This is a genomic window from Rhodoferax fermentans (genome assembly GCF_002017865.1).
Lineage (GTDB): Bacteria > Pseudomonadota > Gammaproteobacteria > Burkholderiales > Burkholderiaceae_C > Rhodoferax > Rhodoferax fermentans.
Genome location: NZ_MTJN01000002.1, coordinates 4,223,734 through 4,243,398 on the forward strand (window position 1 = coordinate 4,223,734; position 19,665 = coordinate 4,243,398).

13 protein-coding genes are annotated in these 19,665 nt (G+C 61.9%); 5 read left to right on the plus strand and 8 right to left on the minus strand.

The genetic code is table 11. From position 1 onward, the window contains the following. Positions 1-129: 129 nt before the first annotated feature. The gene (locus RF819_RS19680; protein WP_078366520.1) at positions 130-897 is read right to left on the minus strand and encodes a ParA family protein; all 768 of its coding nucleotides are present in this window, start codon (positions 895-897) and stop codon (positions 130-132) included. On the opposite strand from RF819_RS19680, the gene RF819_RS21370 reads away from it, so the two are divergent. From RF819_RS21370 to RF819_RS19695, 4 genes are all read left to right on the plus strand, one after another. Beyond that, the gene (locus RF819_RS21370) at positions 896-1,072 is read left to right on the plus strand and encodes a hypothetical protein (RefSeq protein WP_158081317.1); all 177 of its coding nucleotides are present in this window, start codon (positions 896-898) and stop codon (positions 1,070-1,072) included. The genes RF819_RS19680 and RF819_RS21370 overlap by 2 nt on opposite strands. A 65-nt stretch (positions 1,073-1,137) precedes the next feature. Continuing rightward, on the plus strand, positions 1,138-2,517 hold the full coding sequence (locus RF819_RS19685; protein ID WP_078366521.1) for a ribulose-bisphosphate carboxylase: 1,380 nt from the start codon (positions 1,138-1,140) through the stop codon (positions 2,515-2,517). A gap of 444 nt (positions 2,518-2,961) precedes the next feature. Then, positions 2,962-3,768 (plus strand): CbbQ/NirQ/NorQ/GpvN family protein, encoded by an 807-nt coding sequence (locus RF819_RS19690; protein WP_078367084.1) that lies wholly within the window; start codon positions 2,962-2,964, stop codon positions 3,766-3,768. A 4-nt stretch (positions 3,769-3,772) separates the two neighbouring features. After that, positions 3,773-6,055 (plus strand): nitric oxide reductase activation protein NorD, encoded by a 2,283-nt coding sequence (locus tag RF819_RS19695; protein WP_078366522.1) that lies wholly within the window; start codon positions 3,773-3,775, stop codon positions 6,053-6,055. Between the two features lie 41 nt (positions 6,056-6,096). Here RF819_RS19695 and RF819_RS19700 read toward each other — a convergent pair whose 3' ends face one another. The 5 genes from RF819_RS19700 to RF819_RS19720 are packed head-to-tail and all read right to left on the minus strand — an operon-like array spanning position 6,097 to position 9,959. Next, positions 6,097-7,407: a dihydroorotase gene (locus RF819_RS19700; protein ID WP_078366523.1), complete on the minus strand. Its 1,311-nt coding sequence runs from the start codon at positions 7,405-7,407 to the stop codon at positions 6,097-6,099. 28 nt (positions 7,408-7,435) lie between these two features. Then, on the minus strand, positions 7,436-8,398 hold the full coding sequence (locus RF819_RS19705; protein WP_078366524.1) for an aspartate carbamoyltransferase catalytic subunit: 963 nt from the start codon (positions 8,396-8,398) through the stop codon (positions 7,436-7,438). Positions 8,399-8,400: 2 nt separating this feature from the next. Beyond that, positions 8,401-8,898, minus strand: coding sequence for a bifunctional pyr operon transcriptional regulator/uracil phosphoribosyltransferase PyrR (gene pyrR / locus RF819_RS19710; protein ID WP_078366525.1), 498 nt, complete (start codon positions 8,896-8,898; stop codon positions 8,401-8,403). Then, positions 8,895-9,335, minus strand: a complete 441-nt coding sequence (gene ruvX, locus RF819_RS19715; protein WP_078366526.1) for a Holliday junction resolvase RuvX — start codon at positions 9,333-9,335, stop codon at positions 8,895-8,897. Before ruvX ends, pyrR begins: the two co-directional genes overlap by 4 nt. A gap of 24 nt (positions 9,336-9,359) precedes the next feature. After that, positions 9,360-9,959, minus strand: a complete 600-nt coding sequence (locus RF819_RS19720; protein ID WP_078366527.1) for a YqgE/AlgH family protein — start codon at positions 9,957-9,959, stop codon at positions 9,360-9,362. A 15-nt stretch (positions 9,960-9,974) separates the two neighbouring features. Between RF819_RS19720 and RF819_RS19725 the strand changes: the two genes are divergently transcribed. Further along, positions 9,975-11,456 (plus strand): cryptochrome/photolyase family protein, encoded by a 1,482-nt coding sequence (locus tag RF819_RS19725; protein ID WP_078366528.1) that lies wholly within the window; start codon positions 9,975-9,977, stop codon positions 11,454-11,456. Positions 11,457-11,537: 81 nt separating this feature from the next. On the opposite strand, the gene RF819_RS19730 is transcribed toward RF819_RS19725, so the two are convergent. Next, positions 11,538-17,360, minus strand: coding sequence for a hybrid sensor histidine kinase/response regulator (locus tag RF819_RS19730; RefSeq protein ID WP_078366529.1), 5,823 nt, complete (start codon positions 17,358-17,360; stop codon positions 11,538-11,540). Positions 17,361-17,395: 35 nt separating this feature from the next. Then, positions 17,396-19,660, minus strand: coding sequence for a methyl-accepting chemotaxis protein (locus RF819_RS19735; RefSeq protein WP_078366530.1), 2,265 nt, complete (start codon positions 19,658-19,660; stop codon positions 17,396-17,398). Positions 19,661-19,665 lie beyond the last annotated feature (5 nt).

Here is a 19,665-nt window from a genome sequence, read left to right on the forward strand (position 1 = left end):
AGCACCTCTTGATTTTCCGTTGACCGAACGTCGGCTCAAGCGCACTCGCTTCAAGCCATGAGGCACCCATCATGCGCTTTCAGAGCGCTCAAGCAGGGTGTGTCTTTGGCCAATAGAAAAAATCAACCGTCACGCCCGCAAGCCGTCATGCAGTTCGATCAGCGCGAGTGTGATTTTGTGGCTGGGGTCCAGGTAAATCATGGGTTTGGACTGCTCGTGTGACTCGCGGATACGCACCGATGACGGCAGGTAAGGCTGCAGCACCGGCAGGCCTTCTTCAATGAGCTCGGCCACCATGCGCTGCGGCAGGTTGGCGCGCGGCTGGAACTGGTTGACCACAATGCCTTCCACCTGCAAATCCGGGTTGTGATCGGCGCGGATCTCGGCCACGTTCTCCAGCAAGGTGTAAAGCGCCTGGCGCGAGAAGCTGTCGCAATCAAACGGGATCAAGCAGCCGCTGGCGCCGATCAGCGCGGCGCGGGTGTAGAAGTTGAGTGCGGGCGCGGTGTCGATGTAGATGCGGTCGTAGCTGTCGGCCAGCTTTTGCAGGGCTTCGCGCAGCTTGTAGATCTTCTGGCGCGATTCGAGCTTGACCTGCAACTCGCTCAAAGCCGGGCTGGAGGGCATCAGGTCCAGGTTCTCAAATGGCGTCTCGACCACAAAATCAGTGGGTGCCTTGCTCTTGAAACTGTAGCTCAGCGTGTGTTCAAAAAAATCCGCCACTGTGGGCTGACCCTCACCCGCCGGAGCCCCCAGCAGGTAACTGGTGGAGTTGCCCTGCGGGTCCAGGTCAATTACCAGGGTACTCAGGCCCTGGCTGGCGCTGATGGCCGCCAGGTTGCAGGTGATGGTGGATTTGCCAACGCCGCCTTTTTGGTTGAACACAACAATCGGCATGAACGGCTCCTTGGGTCTGCAGTCTGAGGAAGAAAGGGCAATGATTGCCGGTGAATCTGTCCAGGGTCTGACAAGCTCACAACGGCATGGCCGATCCAGCGTCGGCATCCAGCAGCCTGTCACTTACTCATCAGAAAATTCTGATCAGACCGGCAATTTATTTGAATTTTCATGATGAATAAGCCTGTCTATAGTCCACCCATTCACAACGCAACATCATCACCCCGAAGGAGAGACTGCATGGATCAATCGAACCGTTATGCCGACCTGAGCCTCAAGGAAGAGGACCTCATCGCCGGGGGCAAACACATTCTGGTGGCGTACAAGATGGCGCCCAAAACGGGCTACGGTTACCTGGAGGCAGCAGCGCACTTTGCCGCCGAGTCCTCCACCGGCACCAATGTAGAGGTGAGCACGACCGACGATTTCACGCGCAGTGTGGACGCACTGGTGTATTACATCGACGAGGCCACCGAGGACATGCGCATTGCGTACCCGATTGACCTGTTCGACCGCAATGTGACCGATGGCCGTTTCATGCTGGTGTCCTTCCTGACCCTGGCGATTGGCAACAACCAGGGCATGGGTGACATCAAACACGCCAAGATGATCGACTTTTACATGCCCGAGCGCGTCATCCAGATGTTTGACGGCCCGGCCAAGGACATCTCTGACCTGTGGCGCATTCTGGGCCGCCCGATCAAGGACGGTGGCTACATTGCCGGCACCATCATCAAACCCAAGCTGGGCCTGCGCCCGCAGCAGTTTGCCGATGCGGCCTACCAGTTCTGGCTGGGTGGTGACTTCATCAAGAACGACGAGCCGCAAGGCAACCAGGTGTTTGCGCCGATCAAGAAAACCCTGCCGCTGGTCTATGACTCGCTCAAACGCGCTCAGGATGAAACCGGCCAGGCCAAGCTGTTCTCGATGAACATCACCGCCGACGACCACTACGAAATGTTGGCTCGCGCCGACTTTGCGCTGGAAGTTTTTGGCCCGGATGCTGACAAGCTGGCCTTCCTGGTCGACGGCTACGTGGGTGGCCCCGGCATGGTGACCACAGCCCGGCGTCAGTACCCCAGCCAATACCTGCATTACCACCGCGCGGGCCACGGCGCGGTCACCAGCCCAAGCGCCAAGCGCGGTTACACCGCTTTTGTGCTCGCCAAGATGAGCCGCCTGCAAGGCGCATCCGGGATCCATGTGGGCACAATGGGCTACGGCAAGATGGAAGGTGAAGGCGACGACCGCGGCATTGCCTACATGATCGAGCGCGACGAGTGCCAGGGCCCGGTCTACTTCCAGAAGTGGTACGGCATGAAGCCCACCACCCCAATCATCTCGGGTGGCATGAACGCGCTGCGCCTGCCAGGCTTCTTCAAGAACCTGGGCCACGGCAACGTGATCAACACCGCTGGCGGCGGCTCCTACGGCCACATTGACTCGCCCGCAGCTGGTGCGGTGTCACTGCGTCAGTCGTATGAGTGCTGGAAGGCGGGTGCTGACCCGATCGAGTTTGCCAAGGAACACAAGGAATTCGCCCGCGCGTTTGAGTCCTTCCCAGGGGATGCCGACAAGCTGTTTCCGGGTTGGCGCGAGAAGCTCGGTGTGCATAAGTAAGCACGGGTTCAAGCTATCGGAGGCCTTGGTGGACTGGCCCGTTGCACAGGCTGCCTTATTCGACGTTTGTGGAAGGCATGTTGCGACAGGGTGCCCTGCGCCGCGAATGTCCCCCGAAAGTGGCCTACAGCCACTTTCTCCTCCTTTATTTCGCTTTGCAGGACGCCCCATCACAACATACCCAAAATGATTTCAGCGTTCAAGCACGGCAGGCAAACCAACACCGCCAAGCAGCGTGCGTTGGGTGTCTGACGCAGCGAGGACTTGGGGTTTTGCCAAATAAAGGAGGAGGTTCGGGCAAAGCCCGAACCGGGGGACATCCGCGGAGTCGGATACCCAATGCGCGCTGAGGGTTCGACCAAGAATGCTGACAACCAGGACTTCGGGTCTACCATCCCTTCTTCGATGTCACCTATCCCAACCGTGACCCCACAGGAAAGCACCATGACCAACTTGGCAGAGCAATACCGCGTCACCCAAGAGCCGTTCTACCAGCCGCAAGCCAACGAAGTTGCACTCTACGAAGCAGCTTACAACGCCCGCCTGCCAGTCATGGTCAAAGGCCCCACCGGTTGTGGCAAGTCGCGCTTCATCGAATACATGGCTTTCAAACTCGGCAAACCACTGATCACCGTGGCTTGCAACGAGGACATGACCGCTTCCGACTTGGTGGGTCGTTACCTTTTAGAGGCCAACGGCACGCGCTGGCTCGACGGCCCGCTGGCCACGGCGGCACGCATTGGTGCGATCTGTTACCTGGACGAGATTGTCGAAGCCCGGCAGGACACCACCGTGGTGATCCACCCGCTCACCGACCACCGCCGCCAGTTACCACTCGACAAAAAAGGCGAGCTGATCCAGGCGCATCCGGACTTTCAGCTGGTGATCTCCTACAACCCAGGCTACCAGAGCCTGATGAAAGACCTCAAACAAAGCACCAAACAGCGTTTTGTCGGTTTTGACTTTGATTACCCGGCTGCAGATTTGGAAGCAAGCATCATCGCCACCGAAACAGGCGTCAACAAAGCCGATGCAGTGCGGCTGGTCAAAGTGGGCGCTGCCGCGCGGGCACTCAAAGGGCATGGTCTGGACGAAGGCATTTCCACCCGCCTGCTGGTCTATGCCGCCACGCTGATCCAAGCCGAGGTGAACCCACTGGACGCCTGCCGCATGGCGCTGGTGCGCCCGATCACCGACGATGCCGACATCCGCGCCACACTGGACCACGCCATCGACGCCATTTTTGCCTGAACCCATGAGTGCGCTGGCTGACACCCCCAGCCCCACCGGCCTGCAAACCGAGCAACTGGTGGCCTGGCGCAAGCAATTGGACTGCGGTTTTGCCCAGATCGACGACATCTTCGAAGCCTGTCTGGCCGAGGCGTCCGCCAAACTCAGCTCGGCAGGGCTGGACGAGTATCTGGGCCAGGCGCGTTTTCTGGGCAAGATGGGCCGGGGGGTTGAGCCGGTGTTGATCTTTCTGCAGGAGTGGCCACCGGTGGCCCAGACCGTGGGCGAAGAGGCCCTGGACGCGGTGATGGCGATGGTGCGCCTCATCAACAAGTCCCCTAACGGCAAGGCCATCGCGCCGTTTTTGCAAACCCTGGCCGCCGTGGCACGGCGCCTGCCCACGGCAAGCCAGCTGCAGCACTACATGGACCTGAGCTTGCTGCTGCTGGAGCGCACCAGCGGCTCGATCCACGGCATCCACAAAACTTACCCGAGCCCGAGCCTGATCGTGTTTTTTGAGAAAGCGCCGCAGCTGCTGGAGGTGCTGAGCCTGCAGGGCTTGGGCAACTGGATCAACTACGGCATCCGCAACTACAGCCACCACCCCGAACAGCAGCGCGATTTTTTCAGCCTGAGCTCCGCCGACAGCCGCGCGGTGTTGCAGCGCGAGCGCCACGGCACCCTGCTGATGGACCACATTCGCGTGCTCGACCTGTACCTGCGTGCGCTGTGGCAGGACGGGGACGTGCTGGTGCCCTACTCCACCACCTTTGATGTACAGCGCCAGCCAATGCCCTACTTCGACGCCTACGGCATACGTCTGCCCGATGTGTACGACGAACGCGCGGGTGTCACAGGCATCGACCGCTACCGTGCCGCACTGGCCCACATGGCGGCGCACCGGCGCTGGAGCACACCGATTTTTGCCGACAACTTCAGCCCGGCGCAGCGCCTGGCCATCGAGTGTCTGGAAGACGCACGCATCGACTTGCTCACGCTGCGGCGTTACCCCGGCCTGCGGCGGATTTACTCGGCCCTGCACCCAACACCCCAAGCGGGCGCCTGCAACCCGGCCACCCACTCCTGCCTGCGCCATCGGCTGGTCATGCTGTCACGCGCGCTCTTGGACCCGCCCAAACGTTTTGAGACACCGCAACTGGCCGAGTGGGTGGATCGTTTTCACGCCCTGCTGGCCAACGGCGAGTCCAGCACCACCGAGATCGCGGGTTTGGCCCTGAGTTACCTGGCCAAAACCCGCCAGCAAAGTGACCAGTTGCCCGACACCTGGTTTGAGGACACCGAGGTCGATTACCGAGACGACAACCGCCACCTGTGGCGCTTTCACGAGCTCTCAGACGACGAAGAGACATTTAGCAACCCGGACCAGACACCACCCAAGACGGAATTGCACAGCCTGCCGCCACGCCACTACCCCGAGTGGGACTACAGCAGCCAGACCGTGCGGCCAGACTGGGTCAGCCTCTACGAGCGCCTGCACCCAAGTGGCAACCCAGCTGACATCGACACCCTGCTGGCCAAACACAGTGCCTTGGCCAAACGCCTCAAACGCCTGCTGGATCTGTTGAAACCGCAGGACAAGGTCCGCGTGCGTTTTCAGGAAGACGGCAGCGAGCTGGACCTGGACGTGGCGATCCGCTCGCTGATCGATTTAAAGAGTGGTAACCAGCCCGACACCCGCATCAACATGAGCCACACCACCAATGGCCGCAGCATTGCAGTCACGCTGCTGCTGGACTTGTCGGAGTCGCTCAACGAGACCGCGCGTGGCTCCGAGCAGACGGTGTTGCAACTGAGCCAAGAAGCGGTGTCGCTCTTGGCCTGGGCGATTGAACAGCTCGGTGATCCTCTGGCGATTGCCGGGTTTCACTCCAACACACGCCACGATGTGCGTTACTTTCACCTCAAGGGGTTTGGAGAACACTGGAGCGACACGGTCAAGGCGCGGCTGGCGGCGATGCAAGCGGGTTACAGCACCCGCATGGGCGCGGCGCTGCGCCATGCGGCCCACACTTTGGCCAGCCAGACGGCTGACAAAAAACTGCTGCTGGTGCTGACCGACGGGCAACCGTCGGACATTGATGTGAAAGACGAACGTCTGCTGATCGAGGACGCCAAAGTGGCGGTGCGCGAGCTGGACCACCAAGGGATATTTAGCTACTGCATCAGCCTGGACGCGGGTGCCGACGCCTATGTGCGTGACATCTTTGGCCAGCACTACACCGTGGTGGACAACATCAGCCGACTGCCCGAACAACTGCCCAAGCTGTTTTTGGCGCTAACCCGTTAACGCTATTTCTTAGATAGCTACCAGCCCTTATTTAATAAGGGCTACAGACCATTTTGATACACAACGCTCCCACCCACCAGCGTGCAACGCACCCGCCCGGGCAGCTCGTAGCCTGAGAACGGCGTGTGTTTGCCCTGGCTCACCAGCGCATCGGCCTTCACCGTCCAGGCGGCTTGGGGGTCAAACACACACACATCACCCAGCCCACCCACGGTCAGATGGCCGGTGCGGCCTTGGCGTGAACCCAGCGCCTTGCCGAGCAAGGCGGCAGGGCTATCCGTCACCACCGAGAGTGCACGTTGCAAAGCTGCGCCGCTGTCCAGGTGCCACTTGTAAGCCAGGCTCAGCAGCAGCTCCAGCCCGGTGGCGCCCGGTTCACTCTCGGCAAACGGCAGCATCTTGGCGTCATCATCCACTGGCGTGTGGTCGGACACCAGCGCGTCAATCGTGCCGTCGAGCAGACCGGCACGCAGCGCGTCGCGGTCACGCTGCTGGCGCAGCGGCGGGGTCAGGCGGGCGCGGCTGTCAAAGTAACCCATGTCGGTGTCGGTCAGGTGCAGCGAGTTGATGCTCACATCACAGGTCAAGGCCAAGCCCTGTGCCTTGGCCTCGCGCACCAGCTCCACGCCAGCCGCGCTGCTGATGCGGCACAGATGTACGCGTGCGCCGGTGGCACGCATCAGCTCAAAAATCGTGTGCATCGCAATGGTTTCGGCCATCACCGGCACACCACTGAGGCCCATGCGCGTGGCGAGTGGGCCGCTGGCGGCCACACCCTGCCCCAAGAAACCGTCCTGCGGACGCAGCCAGACCGCGTAGCCAAAGGTGCTGGCGTACTGAAAAGCGCGCTGCAGCACCTGGGTGTTGGAGAGCGCCACCTCGGCCTGGCTGAAGGCCACACATCCGGCGTCGGTCAGTTCGACCATCTCGGTCAGCACCGTGCCCTGCAGGTTGCGCGTCAGAGCGCCCAGCGGGTAAACGCGGGCCTGTTGCAACTTTTCAGCGCGAAAACGCAGCATCTCGACCAAGCCGGACTCGTCAAGCACCGGGTCGGTGTCGGGCTGACAGACCAGGCTGGTGATGCCACCGGCCACCGCCGCCGACATCTCCGACTCCAACATGCGGGCATGCTCGTAACCGGGCTCACGCAGGCGCACCGCCAAGTCCACCAGGCCGGGCAACACCAGGCAGCCAGTGGCGTCGATGGTCAGTTCGGGCTGGAAATCGGACGCTACATTTCCAATAGCTACCACCGCATTACCGGCAAGGGCTACATCGGCTTTTTCATCAAATGCTCGAGCCGGATCAATAACCCGCCCGCCACGGATCAGCACAGTTTTGGGTGTGTTCATATCAGTCTTTTTAATCAAAAAATGCGGTTCAGGGCTCGTTGCCGGCCACGATGCTCATGACCGCCATACGCACCGCAATACCAAAGGTGACCTGCGGCAGAATCACACTGTGTGCGCCATCGACCACCGCCGAGTCGATCTCGACGCCACGGTTGATCGGGCCGGGGTGCATCACGATGGCATCACTCTTGGCCAGTTGTAACTTCTCGGGCGTCAGGCCAAAACTCTTGAAAAACTCCTGGCTGGACGGCAGCAGTGCACCACTCATGCGCTCGTTTTGCAGGCGCAGCATGATGATCACGTCGCAGCCCTTGATGCCTTCTTCAAGCGTGTGGCAGACGCGCACACCCATTTGTGCCATGTCGCTGGGCACCAGGGTTTTGGGGCCGACCACGCGCACCTCGGCGCAGCCCAGGGTGGTGAGTGCATGGATGTCGGAGCGCGCCACCCGTGAATGCAACACGTCACCCACAATGGCCACAGTCAGGTTGGAAAAGTCTTTTTTGTAGTGCCGGATGGTGTACATGTCCAGCAGACCCTGGGTTGGGTGCGCGTGGCGGCCGTCGCCAGCGTTGACCACATGCACATGCGGCGCCACATGCTGGGCGATCAGATACGGCGCACCGGACTCGCTGTGGCGCACCACAAAAATATCGGCGGCCATCGCGGAAAGATTCGCGATGGTGTCGAGCAGCGACTCGCCCTTGGAGGCAGACGACTTGGCAATGTCGAGGTTGATCACGTCGGCGCTCAGGCGTTTGGCGGCAATCTCGAAGGTGGTGCGGGTGCGGGTAGAGTTCTCAAAGAACAGGTTGAAGACACTTTTGCCACGCAACAGCGGCACCTTTTTCACCTCGCGGTCACCCACCGAGACGAAATTGGTGGCGGTATCGAGCACATGGGTCAGCACACTTTTGGGCAGTCCCTCGGTGGACAGCAGGTGGATCAGCTCGCCGTGTTTGTTGAGTTGTGGGTTGTTTTTGTACAGCATGGTCAGCGGACCTTCACGTTGAAACTGAAACGGCCTGAATCGTCGCGCGCCAGGCTCAGCGACTGGTTGGCCGCCAGGTGGATACGCGCGGCGTAAATGTCGGGCGAAATCGGCAGCTCGCGCCCACCCCGGTCCACCAGCACCGCCAGTTTGATGCTGGCCGGACGGCCAAAGTCGAACAACTCGTTGACCACGGCGCGGATGGTGCGCCCGGTGAACAACACGTCGTCGAGCAGCAGGATGTGGGCGCCATTCACATCAAACGGGATCTTGGTCTGGGCCGCGGTGGTCATGCCCCGGCTGGCGTAGTCGTCTCGGTGCATGGCCGAGGAGATCACACCAATCGGCTCATTCAAGCCCAGGTCTTGCTGCAGGCGCTGCGCGAGCCAGGCACCGCCCGAGGTGATGCCCATCAGGCGCATGCCGGGTTTAAAAACGGTTTTGACACTGGCCAGCAAGTCGCCGTAGAGGGCTTCGGCATCGAGTTCGAGCATGCTCATGGGGGGAGATTCCTTAAAAACTGTTCCAGGATGATGCAGGCGGCTGCGGCGTCGGCATCACGGGCGCCATCAGAACGCGCCTCGGTGGTGGTGTAACGCTCGTCCACCTCAAACACCGGCAGCTTGAAGCGGCCGTGTAATTGCCGGGCAAAACGTCTTGCTTTCGCTGTGTTTTCATGCGCGGCGCCGTCCGGGTGAAATGGCACACCGACCACCAGCGCGTCGGGCTGCCAGGTTTTGAGTTGGGCGGCAATCTTGACAAAACGCGCATCACCTTCGGCGGTGATCGTGCCTTGTGGCTGGGCGGTGCGCATCAAGCGGTTGCCCACGGCAAAACCTGTTCGTTTGACACCAAAGTCCAGCGCCAGAAAGGTCATCAAGCCAGGCGCTACAAAGGCGGTAGCTACTGGGGCTTGATCTGTCTGGGCTAGAGCCATTTTTTACCAAATAGTGTGAATGTGTCAGGCATGGCCAGCATCGGGCGTCAGCATCCAGGCTTGCAGGCCCAGCAGTTGCAGGGCTTGTTCGTAACGCTGGTCAATCGGGGTGTCAAAAATCACCCGCACATCGGCTTCCACGGTGAGCCAGCTGTTGTCGATCAGTTCAGATTCGAGCTGCCCCTCGCCCCAGGCCGAGTAGCCCAGCGACACCATCACCTTGCGTGGGCCAGAGCCCGAGGAAATGGCCTCCAGCACATCACGCGAAGTGGTCATCTCCAGACCGCCGGGAATGATCATGGTGGAGGAATAGACCGGGTCGGCGGGTTTGTCCGCGTCTTTGAAAATCGCCTCGTGCAGCACAAAACCACGCTCGGTCTGCACCGGGCCGCCCAAAAACACCGGGTCGTCACTGAGGTCGGGGCGCATCAGCGGCAGCTCGACCTTGTCAAACAGGCCCTTGAGCGAGATGTCGCAGGGTTTGTTGATCACCAGCCCCAAAGCACCGCGTTCGCTGTGTTCACACAAATAGACGACACTGCGCGCAAACAGCGGGTCCTCCAGCCCAGGCATGGCGATCAGAAAGTGATTCGTCAGGTTGGTGGAGGCAGAATCAGAGGACATCAAACGATTTTAGCGATGAACACAAGCCACGAATACGAGACCGGATTGATGTGGTTCCGGCGCGATTTGCGCAGCAGCGACAACGCCACACTGCATGCAGCCTTGACCCGCTGCCGCCAGTTGCACTGCGTGTTTGTTTTTGACCAGGCCATTCTGGAGCCCCTGCCACGGGTTGACCGGCGCGTGGAATTCATCCGCGAATCCTTGGTGGAACTGGATGAGGCGCTACGGCTTTTGAGCAAACGTCCAGATGCTGGCCTGATCGTGTGCCACGCAGTGGCCAGTGATGAGATTCCCCGACTAGCGCGCCAGCTCCAGGTCCAGGCCGTGTTCGCCGGGAATGACTACGAACCACAAGCCATCGAACGCGACACGGTTGTCGCCAACGCACTGCAAGCTGATGGCATCGCGTTGCTTACCTGCAAGGACCATGTGATTTTTGAGCGCCGCGAGATCCTGACGCAAAGCGGCGGCGTCTACGGCGTGTTCACCCCGTACAAGAACAACTGGCTCTCGCGTCTGGCCCCCGAACACCTGGTGGACCACAATGTCAACACGCTGGGAAACCGCTTGGCGCCACGACCACCCGAGTTTCAGACACCGGTTCCGACTCTGGCCGACATCGGTTTTGAGCCCAGCAACCTGGGGCAGCTCAAGATCCCAACCGGCATGTCCGGCGGCGCACGCCTGTTTGAGGACTTCTTCGAGCGCATGGACCGATATGACCGCACCCGCGATTTCCCGGCCATCAAGGGGCCGAGTTACCTGAGTGTGCACCTGCGTTTTGGCACGGTGTCACTGCGCCGCCTGGTGACTATTGCCTGGCAACGCCAGCTGGCGGGCAGCGCGGGCGCTGCGGTGTGGCTCAGCGAACTGGTCTGGCGCGACTTTTATGTGGCCATCCTGGCCAATTTCCCCCATGTGGCCACCCAAGCCTTCAAACCCGAATATGACGCGATTTCTTGGGAGACTGGCCCCGAGGCCGAGGCCCTGTTCGCCGCCTGGTGTGCCGGTCGCACCGGCTACCCGCTGGTGGACGCGGCCATGGCACAGCTCAATCAGACCGGCTACATGCACAACCGCCTGCGCATGGTGGTGGGCAGCTTCCTGGTGAAAGACTTAGGGCTTGACTGGCGCTGGGGTGAAGCCTACTTTGCCAAACACCTCAATGACTTTGATTTAAGCGCCAACAACGGCGGCTGGCAGTGGGTGGCCTCCAGCGGCTGTGATGCGCAACCCTACTTTCGCATCTTCAACCCCATCAGCCAGAGTGAAAAATTTGACCCCGAGGGCAAGTTCATCCGGCGCTACCTGCCGCAACTGGCGGCCTTATCGAACAAAGCCATCCATGCCCCCTGGCTCGCCAAACCGCTGGAGTTGCAGGCCGCAGGCCTCAGCCTGGGTGGCAACTACCCGCAACCACTGGTGCAACACGACGCGGCGCGGGCCCAAACCCTGCTCCGATATGCGGTGGTGAAAAAAGCCCCAAGCGCTTGAGTCACCCGCCTGGGGTGAAGCAGCGCTGGGTTGTCAATAATTTTGATAGCTATTAGCCCTTACTTCATAAGGGCTAGAGGCCTATTTGACTTGCAAACCGGCGTCACAATAGCCACGCACCAGCGCCAGCAGCTCGTCTTCTGGATAGGGTTTGCCGAGGTAGTGATCGACCCCGAGCGCACGCGCGTAGTCGCGGTGTTTTTCGGCGATGCGTGAGGTGATCATGATCACCGGCAGGTCTTTGAGCCGGTCATCCGCGCGGATGTTGCGCACCAGGTCAAAACCGTCCATACGCGGCATCTCGATGTCGGCCAGCACCACCACCGGTTTCTCCAGCTGCAGCTGCTCCAACGCCTGCAGACCATCGGCGGCCAGGGCCACCCGGTAACCTTCGCGCTTCAAAAGTCGCTGCGTGACACGCCGCACAGTGATCGAGTCATCCACCACCAACACCAGCGGCACCTGGCTGGCCGGTGAGACCTGGTCAGACGGCGTGACACCCTGTGTCTCGGCAGCAGCTGAAGCAGCACCCGCATGGGCTGCGGTGTAAGCCTGCGCCTGTTCACCATAAGCCCCCGCCAGCGCCACCGGGTTGTAGATCAGCACCACCGCGCCAGAGGCCAGTGCCGACATGCCCACCAGACCCGGCAGGCGTGACAACTGTGGCCCGAGGTTCTTGACCACCACTTCCTGGTTGCCCAGCACCTCGTCCACATGCAGGGCGACCAACTGGCCCGCGCTGCGAAAGACCGCCACCGGCGCCGTTTTGGCGGAAGGCTCGGTACTGGCGGCAGAGGTTTGCAACAAGGCCCCGGCCCAGTAAAAGGCCAATCCCTGACCGTTGTAATCAAAGCGCCCCGATTGATAGGCCGCCTGCAGCACCGCCTGCGGCACCCGGCGCACCAGCTCGATCTGGTTGGCGGGCACGCCCATCACCAGTTCGCCAAAACGCAGCAGCACCACCTGGTTGACCGCCGTGGTCAAGGGCAGCACCAGCTTGAAACGGCTGCCCTGACCGGCCTCGGTACTGAGCTCCACCCGCCCCCCGAGGGCATTGACCTCGTTGCGCACCACGTCCAGGCCAATCCCGCGCCCGGCCATCTCGCTGAGCTCGGGTGCGGTAGACAGGCCTGAGCTGAAGACCAAATGGGCCACCTGGGCCTCGGTCAACACCTGATCGGCGTCGATCAGTCCCTGGGCCAGCGCTTTGTCACGGATACGCACCAGGTCCAGGCCCACACCGTCATCGGCAAAACTTACTGCCACGTCGTTGCTTTGCTGCTCCACCGTGAGGGTGATGACTCCGACTTCGGGTTTGCCAGCGGCCAGACGGGCAGCCGTGGGCTCGATGCCATGACCCACCGCGTTGCGCAGAATGTGTTCGAACGCCGGTACGGCGCGCTCCAGCACACCACGGTCCAGTTCGAGAGAGCCCCCTTCGATCTCCAGTCGGGCGGCTTTGCCAACGTCCTTGGACGCCTGGCGCACCACACCGTGCAGGCGCTCGGCCACACTGTCGAACTCGACCATGCGGGTGCGCAGCAGATCACGCTGCAAATCACGCGTCTGCCGACCCTGCGCGGCCAAGTCGTCTTCAACACCGGCCACCGTTTGCTGCAGCGTGCGCTGCAAAGTGGCCACGTCGTGCACCGACTCGGCCATCATGCGGGTGAGCTCCTGCACCCGGGTGAAGCGGTCGAATTCGAGCGGATCAAAACCCTGCTCGGAGTCCTTGGCCAGCGCCATGCGCGACTGCATCTGTGACTCGGACTGCAGCTCCAGGTCGCGCAACTGCCCACGCAGGCGCGACAAGTTGCTGGTCAGTTCCCCCAGCGAGCCATGCAACTGGCCCAGGCGCGACTCCAGCCGAGAGCGCGAGATCATCACCTCACCGGCCTGGTCCACCATGTGGTCGATCAGCTGGGCCTTGACCCGGATGGTCTGGTTGGAGGCGCGGCGCAGTGGCGGCGCGGTCAAGGGCGTCAGGCCCGCCAGCGAGGGCGACAGATCACGGACAGCAGGCGCAGCCGACGGGTCGGACTCATCATCCAGCGCCGACCCCTGTTCAACCGCCATGGTGGGCGCCAGCTCCGGCAACACCAGCTCGGACAATGGTGTGGCGCGCAAGGCCTCAAAACGCTGGGTGATGGCATCGAGTTGCGCCAGTAAGGGTGTCACCTGGCTGGTGTGTGCGGTCTCGGCATCGATCAGTTCAACCGCCGACTCCATGCGGTGTGCCATCTCGCCCAGGCCCATCGCCCCGGCGAGCCGGGCACTGCCCTTGAGGGTGTGCAAAACGCGCAAGACCTCCTGGCGGGCACCGAGGTTGTCGGGGCGCAAACTCCACTGCCGCAGCGCACCACTGAGTTGTGGCAACAGTTCCAGGGCCTCTTCTTCAAACACCGAGAACAGGTCCACATCCAGCGTATCCAGCACCTCGCTGACCCCATCGGAAGCGGCCACAGGCAGCTCGGGCAGCTCGGGCAGCTCGGGCAGCTCGGGCAGAGAGGGCAGAGAGGGCAGAGAGGGCTCAGGCTCGGCCACCTCAAAGTCGATATCACCCAGGTCGATCTCGGAGACCGGTGCCTGCTCTGGCGGCTGGGCTAGCAGGTCAGCGTCAGATGGCGCCAACACGTCGTCAAAATCCAGATCCAGTTCGGGCGGCTCCTCGTCGAGCCAGGACAGTGGCGAAACCGGTTGAGACAGGTCGCTGTCGAGCACCGACTTCAGGGCAGCCAGGACCTCTGGGTCCGGTTGTTTGAGGAAACCCGCCGCAAACTGGTGCAGCAGGCGCCGGATGTCCTCGGCCGCGTCGACAAACAGCTGCGCGTGTTCAGGCTGACCACGATCACCCAGGTGGGTGTGTTCCAGCGCATGTTCCAGCGCCCGCGCCAGTTCCGACAGGGCCAGGAAACCCACGGTGGCCGAGCTGCCTGCGAGCGAGTGCGCCAGGCCAATGGCCGAATCGGGCACCGGCTGCGCCAGCTCCATCGACCACTCGGTCAGCTCGGTCAACAGACGGCGTGACCATTCGTCGGCCTCGTTGAGGTACACGTTGTAGAGCGGGATGCCAATCCGCAAAGTACCAATCACCTTGACTTGTTCTTCAGCCGGCTCCGGTGGCAGCATGCCCTGATCAACAGGGTCTGGCAACACCACGTCTGCCTCTGCCTCTGCCTCTGCCTCTGCGACGGCTGGCTCTGCGTGGGTGTCGGGCAACATCAAGGTGATCGGATCTTCGCTGTCCGGTGCCGACTCGGCGGGTGCCAACACATCGTCCAGAGGCACCCCGAGCGATGCCAGCGGGTCCTCCGGCACCTCCGGCTGATCTTCGGAAAAGTCTGCAAAGTTGCTCAGCAGGGTTTCGCTGAAGTCCACCAGCTGTGTTTCGCTGAAATCCTGCTTCGCCGGGGTGGCAGCGTCCGTCAGCTCCTCTGCGGCCACCGGCTCCTCATCCACAACAGGGGGCTCCATGGGCGTGACCACGGGCGGCAACAGATAGTCCAGGACATCGGGCTCAGCCAATTCGTGAGGCGCCGCATCCGGCGCGGGCACCGGTGCCTGCACCGCACTGCCATGCAGCAACAACTCGGTCGCGATACCGTCGACGCGCAGGCTATCGGCCGCGCTGCGAAACGGCGCGGCACTCCAGGCAGGGTCGTTGTGGCCCGCGATGTCGTTGATCCATTGGCCAAACCCTTGCAAAGCCTGGTGGGCCAGGTGCACCAGTTCCGGGCTGGCAGGCAACTGCTGTGGCAACCAGGCATTGAGCAACTGCTCCATGGCCCAGGCCGCTTCTCCAAACTCGGTCAGGCCTACCATGCGGGCACTGCCCTTGAGGGTGTGGAAAGCACGCCGCAAGCTGGTCTGCTGGTCCATCGCGGCCGGGTCGTTGTGCAAAGCCAGCACCGCGCCCAGCCCGGTTTCGATCACCTCCTGGGCCTCTTCGAGGAAGATGTCGCGCAACTCAGCGTCATCATCCACATCGTCCACCATGGGTGCAGCCGCTTTGGCCGCCAGATCTTCCAAGGGCGCCACAACCGGCGCTGCCGGTGTCGGCTCTGGTGGGGTTGGCGCAGGGCTGGCAGGCAACGCAGCTGGCGTCGGCACCAACAGCGGCGCAGAAGGCTCGTCCGCAGCCTGCGTCTGGCGCCCCATGACCGAGCGGAACTCACCGCTGACCTCATCGTAGACAAACAGCTTCTTGGCCAGCTCGCGCTGGTAACTGAGCATGTCAACCAGGAAACCCAGTGCCCCGAGGCTGTTGCCAAGTTTGTCGAAATCTGCCGTGTGATCCTGGGGGCTGGTCTCGCCACTGATCAGAAAGCGCTCCACACTGTCGCGCATGCGCAAGGACGCCAGCGCGGCCTGGTCCAGCCCCAGCACCGAGAACACGCCGCGCATCTGCGCCAGCCGCCCCGGCACCTGGTGCAGCGGCAAGGTGTCCGCAGGCTGGCGGAAAAATGTGTCCAGCGCAGACTCCACCTCACCCAAGGTGCTGCGTAACTCATCGACCACACTGCCCATGACCTGGCGGTCACTGACCCGCCGGTACAACTCTTCCATCCAGCTGTCCATCGGCTCGGGTTGGCCACCCGTGTTGACATGGTCCAGACGCTGGGCCAGACGGTTGCCGCGTGCCACCGTTTGGGCACTGTCCGGGTCCAGCTCCTCATACGCCGACTCCAGGTACAACACGGAGGTAGCTACTTCCATCGCCAGCGACACATCGGGCGCGGCACCGGATCGGGTGACACTGTCAAGCGCACGCAGCAAAGCGGCGGCCAGTTCACGGTTGTCGGGGTGTAACTTCACCACAGAATCGGCCACCAAGGCAAACTGGTCGGCCGCCGTCTTGATCCGGCTGACATCGCCGCCACTCAGGGATGACCAGGTTTCTGCCGCAGCGGCCACGCGTTTACGCGCCTGCGCCAGCACCACCGGATCAAACAGACCAAACTGGGGGGTCTCGTAGTCCACCCGGACCGGTGCGGCAAAGCCCCAGGCCAAATGCACCGCTTGCAAAGCCGGTGTCTGCCCAGCGCTCAGCGGTGCCGCCTGGGCACAAAAGAACAACAGGTCACGGGCCAGCCGCTCGGAAATTTCGGGCTCACCCCGCGCCAGCGTGCGGTATTGCAGCAGCACATGGGTTGCCGCACGTTTTTCATACACATCGCTGGCACACAGCTGGTACCCGACTGCTTCAAAATAAGCAGCACATACCATCCACCAGGTACGGGAGTTGAGCTGTTTTTGTGCTGCCGCAAAACCCAGACTGATGTCGCGCATGGCCAGTGCCGAAGGCACATGCGCGGCCTTCACCACGTTGAGAATCAGGCCGTCAATGCGCGAGCGCGCCACCGCGTCGTAAGCCAGCGGCACAACAGCGGCGGGCACCGGCACATCCACCCAGTGCCAGTCATGTGCCCACAGGTCTGCAGGATGGATGCGTTCGTCACCGGTTAAGGCCAACACCTCGCGGTATTGCGGAAACAAGGCCACCGAGGACAGCGGTTTGCCCTTGAGCACCCCTTCCAGATAGTCGGTCAGCGCAAAACTGGCGCGCTCGACCCGCTGCGCCGCGTCGTCGCTGCAGAACTCGGGGCGTTGAACAAATTTCTGCACCAGCGCTTCCATCGCGCGCAACATGGTGGCGGGTGCTTCCAGCCCCACCATCTCCAGTGCACCCACCGCCTGATGCAACTGCTGGCGCGCAATACGCAGGTGGCTGGCGTCCAGCGCGGCCAGGTCAGAGCCCCGGGACAGTTCGGCATCACGCACAAAGCGGCGCAATGCCTGCGTGGCGCCATCCAGGGATTTGCGCAACTCGTCGAGCACCCAGGCCAGCGGCCCCAAATCGGGCTCAAGGTGGCGGATGTCGGTAGGGGTTGCAACAGCTAGCATGGGTCAGACAATCCAATCAATGGGGGTGAAGCCGGTCAGACAATTCGGAAACGCGCCACCGATTGCCGCAACTCCTCAGCCACCTTGGACAACTCGCGCACCTGCGCCGCCGTGGCCCGGGTACCTTCCCCGGTCTGCTCGGTCACCGCAAAAATGTGCTGGATGTTGCCGGCCACCTCGTTGGCCATGTTGGCCTCGTGCTGCGTGGCCCCCGAAATCTGCTCGATCAGTTCAGCCAATCGACGTGACACTTGGTCAATCTCGGACAAGGCTGAACCCGCGCTGTCGGACAGCTTGGCTCCCTCCACCACCCCCTGGGTAGAGCGCTCCATGGCGCCAACCGCGTCCTGGGTATCGGTCTGGATCGCCTTGACCAGGGCCGAAATCTGCCGCGTGGCGTCGGCTGAACGCTCAGCCAGACGCTGCACTTCTTCAGCCACCACGGAAAAGCCCCGCCCGGCCTCACCGGCCGAGGCGGCCTGGATCGCGGCATTGAGCGCCAGCACATTGGTCTGCTCGGTGATGTCGGAAATCAGCTCGGTGATTTCGCCAATCTCCTGCGAGGACTCACCCAGGCGCTTGATGCGTTTGGAGGTTTCCTGAATCTGGTCACGGATGGCATTCATACCGCCAATCGTGTTCTGCACCGCCTGCAGACCTTCGGCCGCGGCCTTCAAGGACTGGCGCGCCACATCAGCTGACTGCTGTGCCTGCGCCGACACCTGGTTGATGCGCTGGGCCATGTCCACCACCGATTGGCCGGTTTCTCGGATTTCATGCAACTGTTCTTGGGAGGCCGCCAACAACTCGGTCGAGGCCATGTCGACTTCGGCGGTGGTGGTGGCCACCTTGGTGGCGGTGTTTTGCACATTACCCACCAGAGAGCGCAACTCCTCGACGGTGTAGTTCACCGAGTCGGCGATGGCGCCGGTGATGTCTTCGGTCACTGTGGCCTGTTGTGTCAGGTCGCCTTCAGCCACCGTCTGCAACTCGTTCATGAGCCGCAGAATGGCCGCCTGGTTGGCATCGTTGACCCGTTTGGCGTCCTGCTCCTGCTGCTGCGCTTCCAGGCGCAAACGTTCTGCACTGGCCTGACGCTGGCGGCTGTCAAGCAGCTGCACCCGTGACAAACCAACCGCACTGAGCAAAGCCAGCAGCGCCGCCACCACCAGCACCCCCAAGGCCACACGACTCAAACCGCCCTCTGACGACAGCGCCGCTTGCAAAGTACCCAGTTCCTTGCGCAATACCTCAGCGTCAGCGAGGACGTTTGGCTGCACGGCATGGGCCGCCACCAACCCCTGCTGGTTATCACGTAGTACCACCGCCTGCGCAAGAATGTTCTCGGACAACTTGATCAACGCCGCCAACCGTTCCCGTGCGGCCGTGTCGGTGGCCGCAGACAGATTCAGCTCTGAGCTGCCATCCAGCAGGCCGCGCGCGATCTCAAGGTACAAAGCCAGATCCCGACCAAACAGAACCACCGCCTCAGGACCGACACCTTGCGCCAGCGTCAGATCACTGGCCGCTTTGCCAATGTTCTGCGCCAAAACCAGCAATTGACGCGCCACGGCAATATTCACTGCAGATGCGTTTTGCTGCACCATCAGGGTCGGCATATCCTGGGTTTTGTCCAGCAACTCGGAGGGCTGACGCGCAATCACATTCAAGGCGGAGCCGACCTGGATCAAGGACTTTTGCTGCGCCAACAAGGTGGCGATGTTTTTGTCGGTGCGCTCCACCGCCGGGCTGATGATGGCCAAGCTGGCCTGATGAACCTCCCCGAGCTGATCCACCCGTAGTTCCGAATCACCCTGGGCCAGGCCACGCACCGCGCGCGTCAGCACCTGGGCACTCTGTGCCACCTCGGGAAACACCTTGGCCTCACCCAGCAGCGCTTGCGACATCAAGCGGACGAGGCGCTGAGACTCCAGCTGGGCCTGGGTGGTCGCCGCCACTTGGCGCGCCACCTGATCACTACCGCTCAAACCAAACAACACCGCCCCCACCAGCAACACCAAGGCCAGCCCCATCAGGATGGACAGGGTGCGCTGGTGTTGCGCCACCGTTTTTTTGCCCAGCGGTGCCAAGTTGATCAGGTCAGCGGCCACCGGCTCTTCTTCCTGCCCCGTCGTCGGCTGGTCATTGCCCTGAGGCAGCGGCAGCGGTTCGTTGGACACCAGCTCCGGCGGCGCCTGGTAAGTCGACCCATCGGGCATACCCAGACTCAGCCCCGAGTCCAGGTCAGCGTCCTGGGGTTTCTTTTTGAAGAGGTCTTTGAAGCGATCAACAACAGCCATAAGGT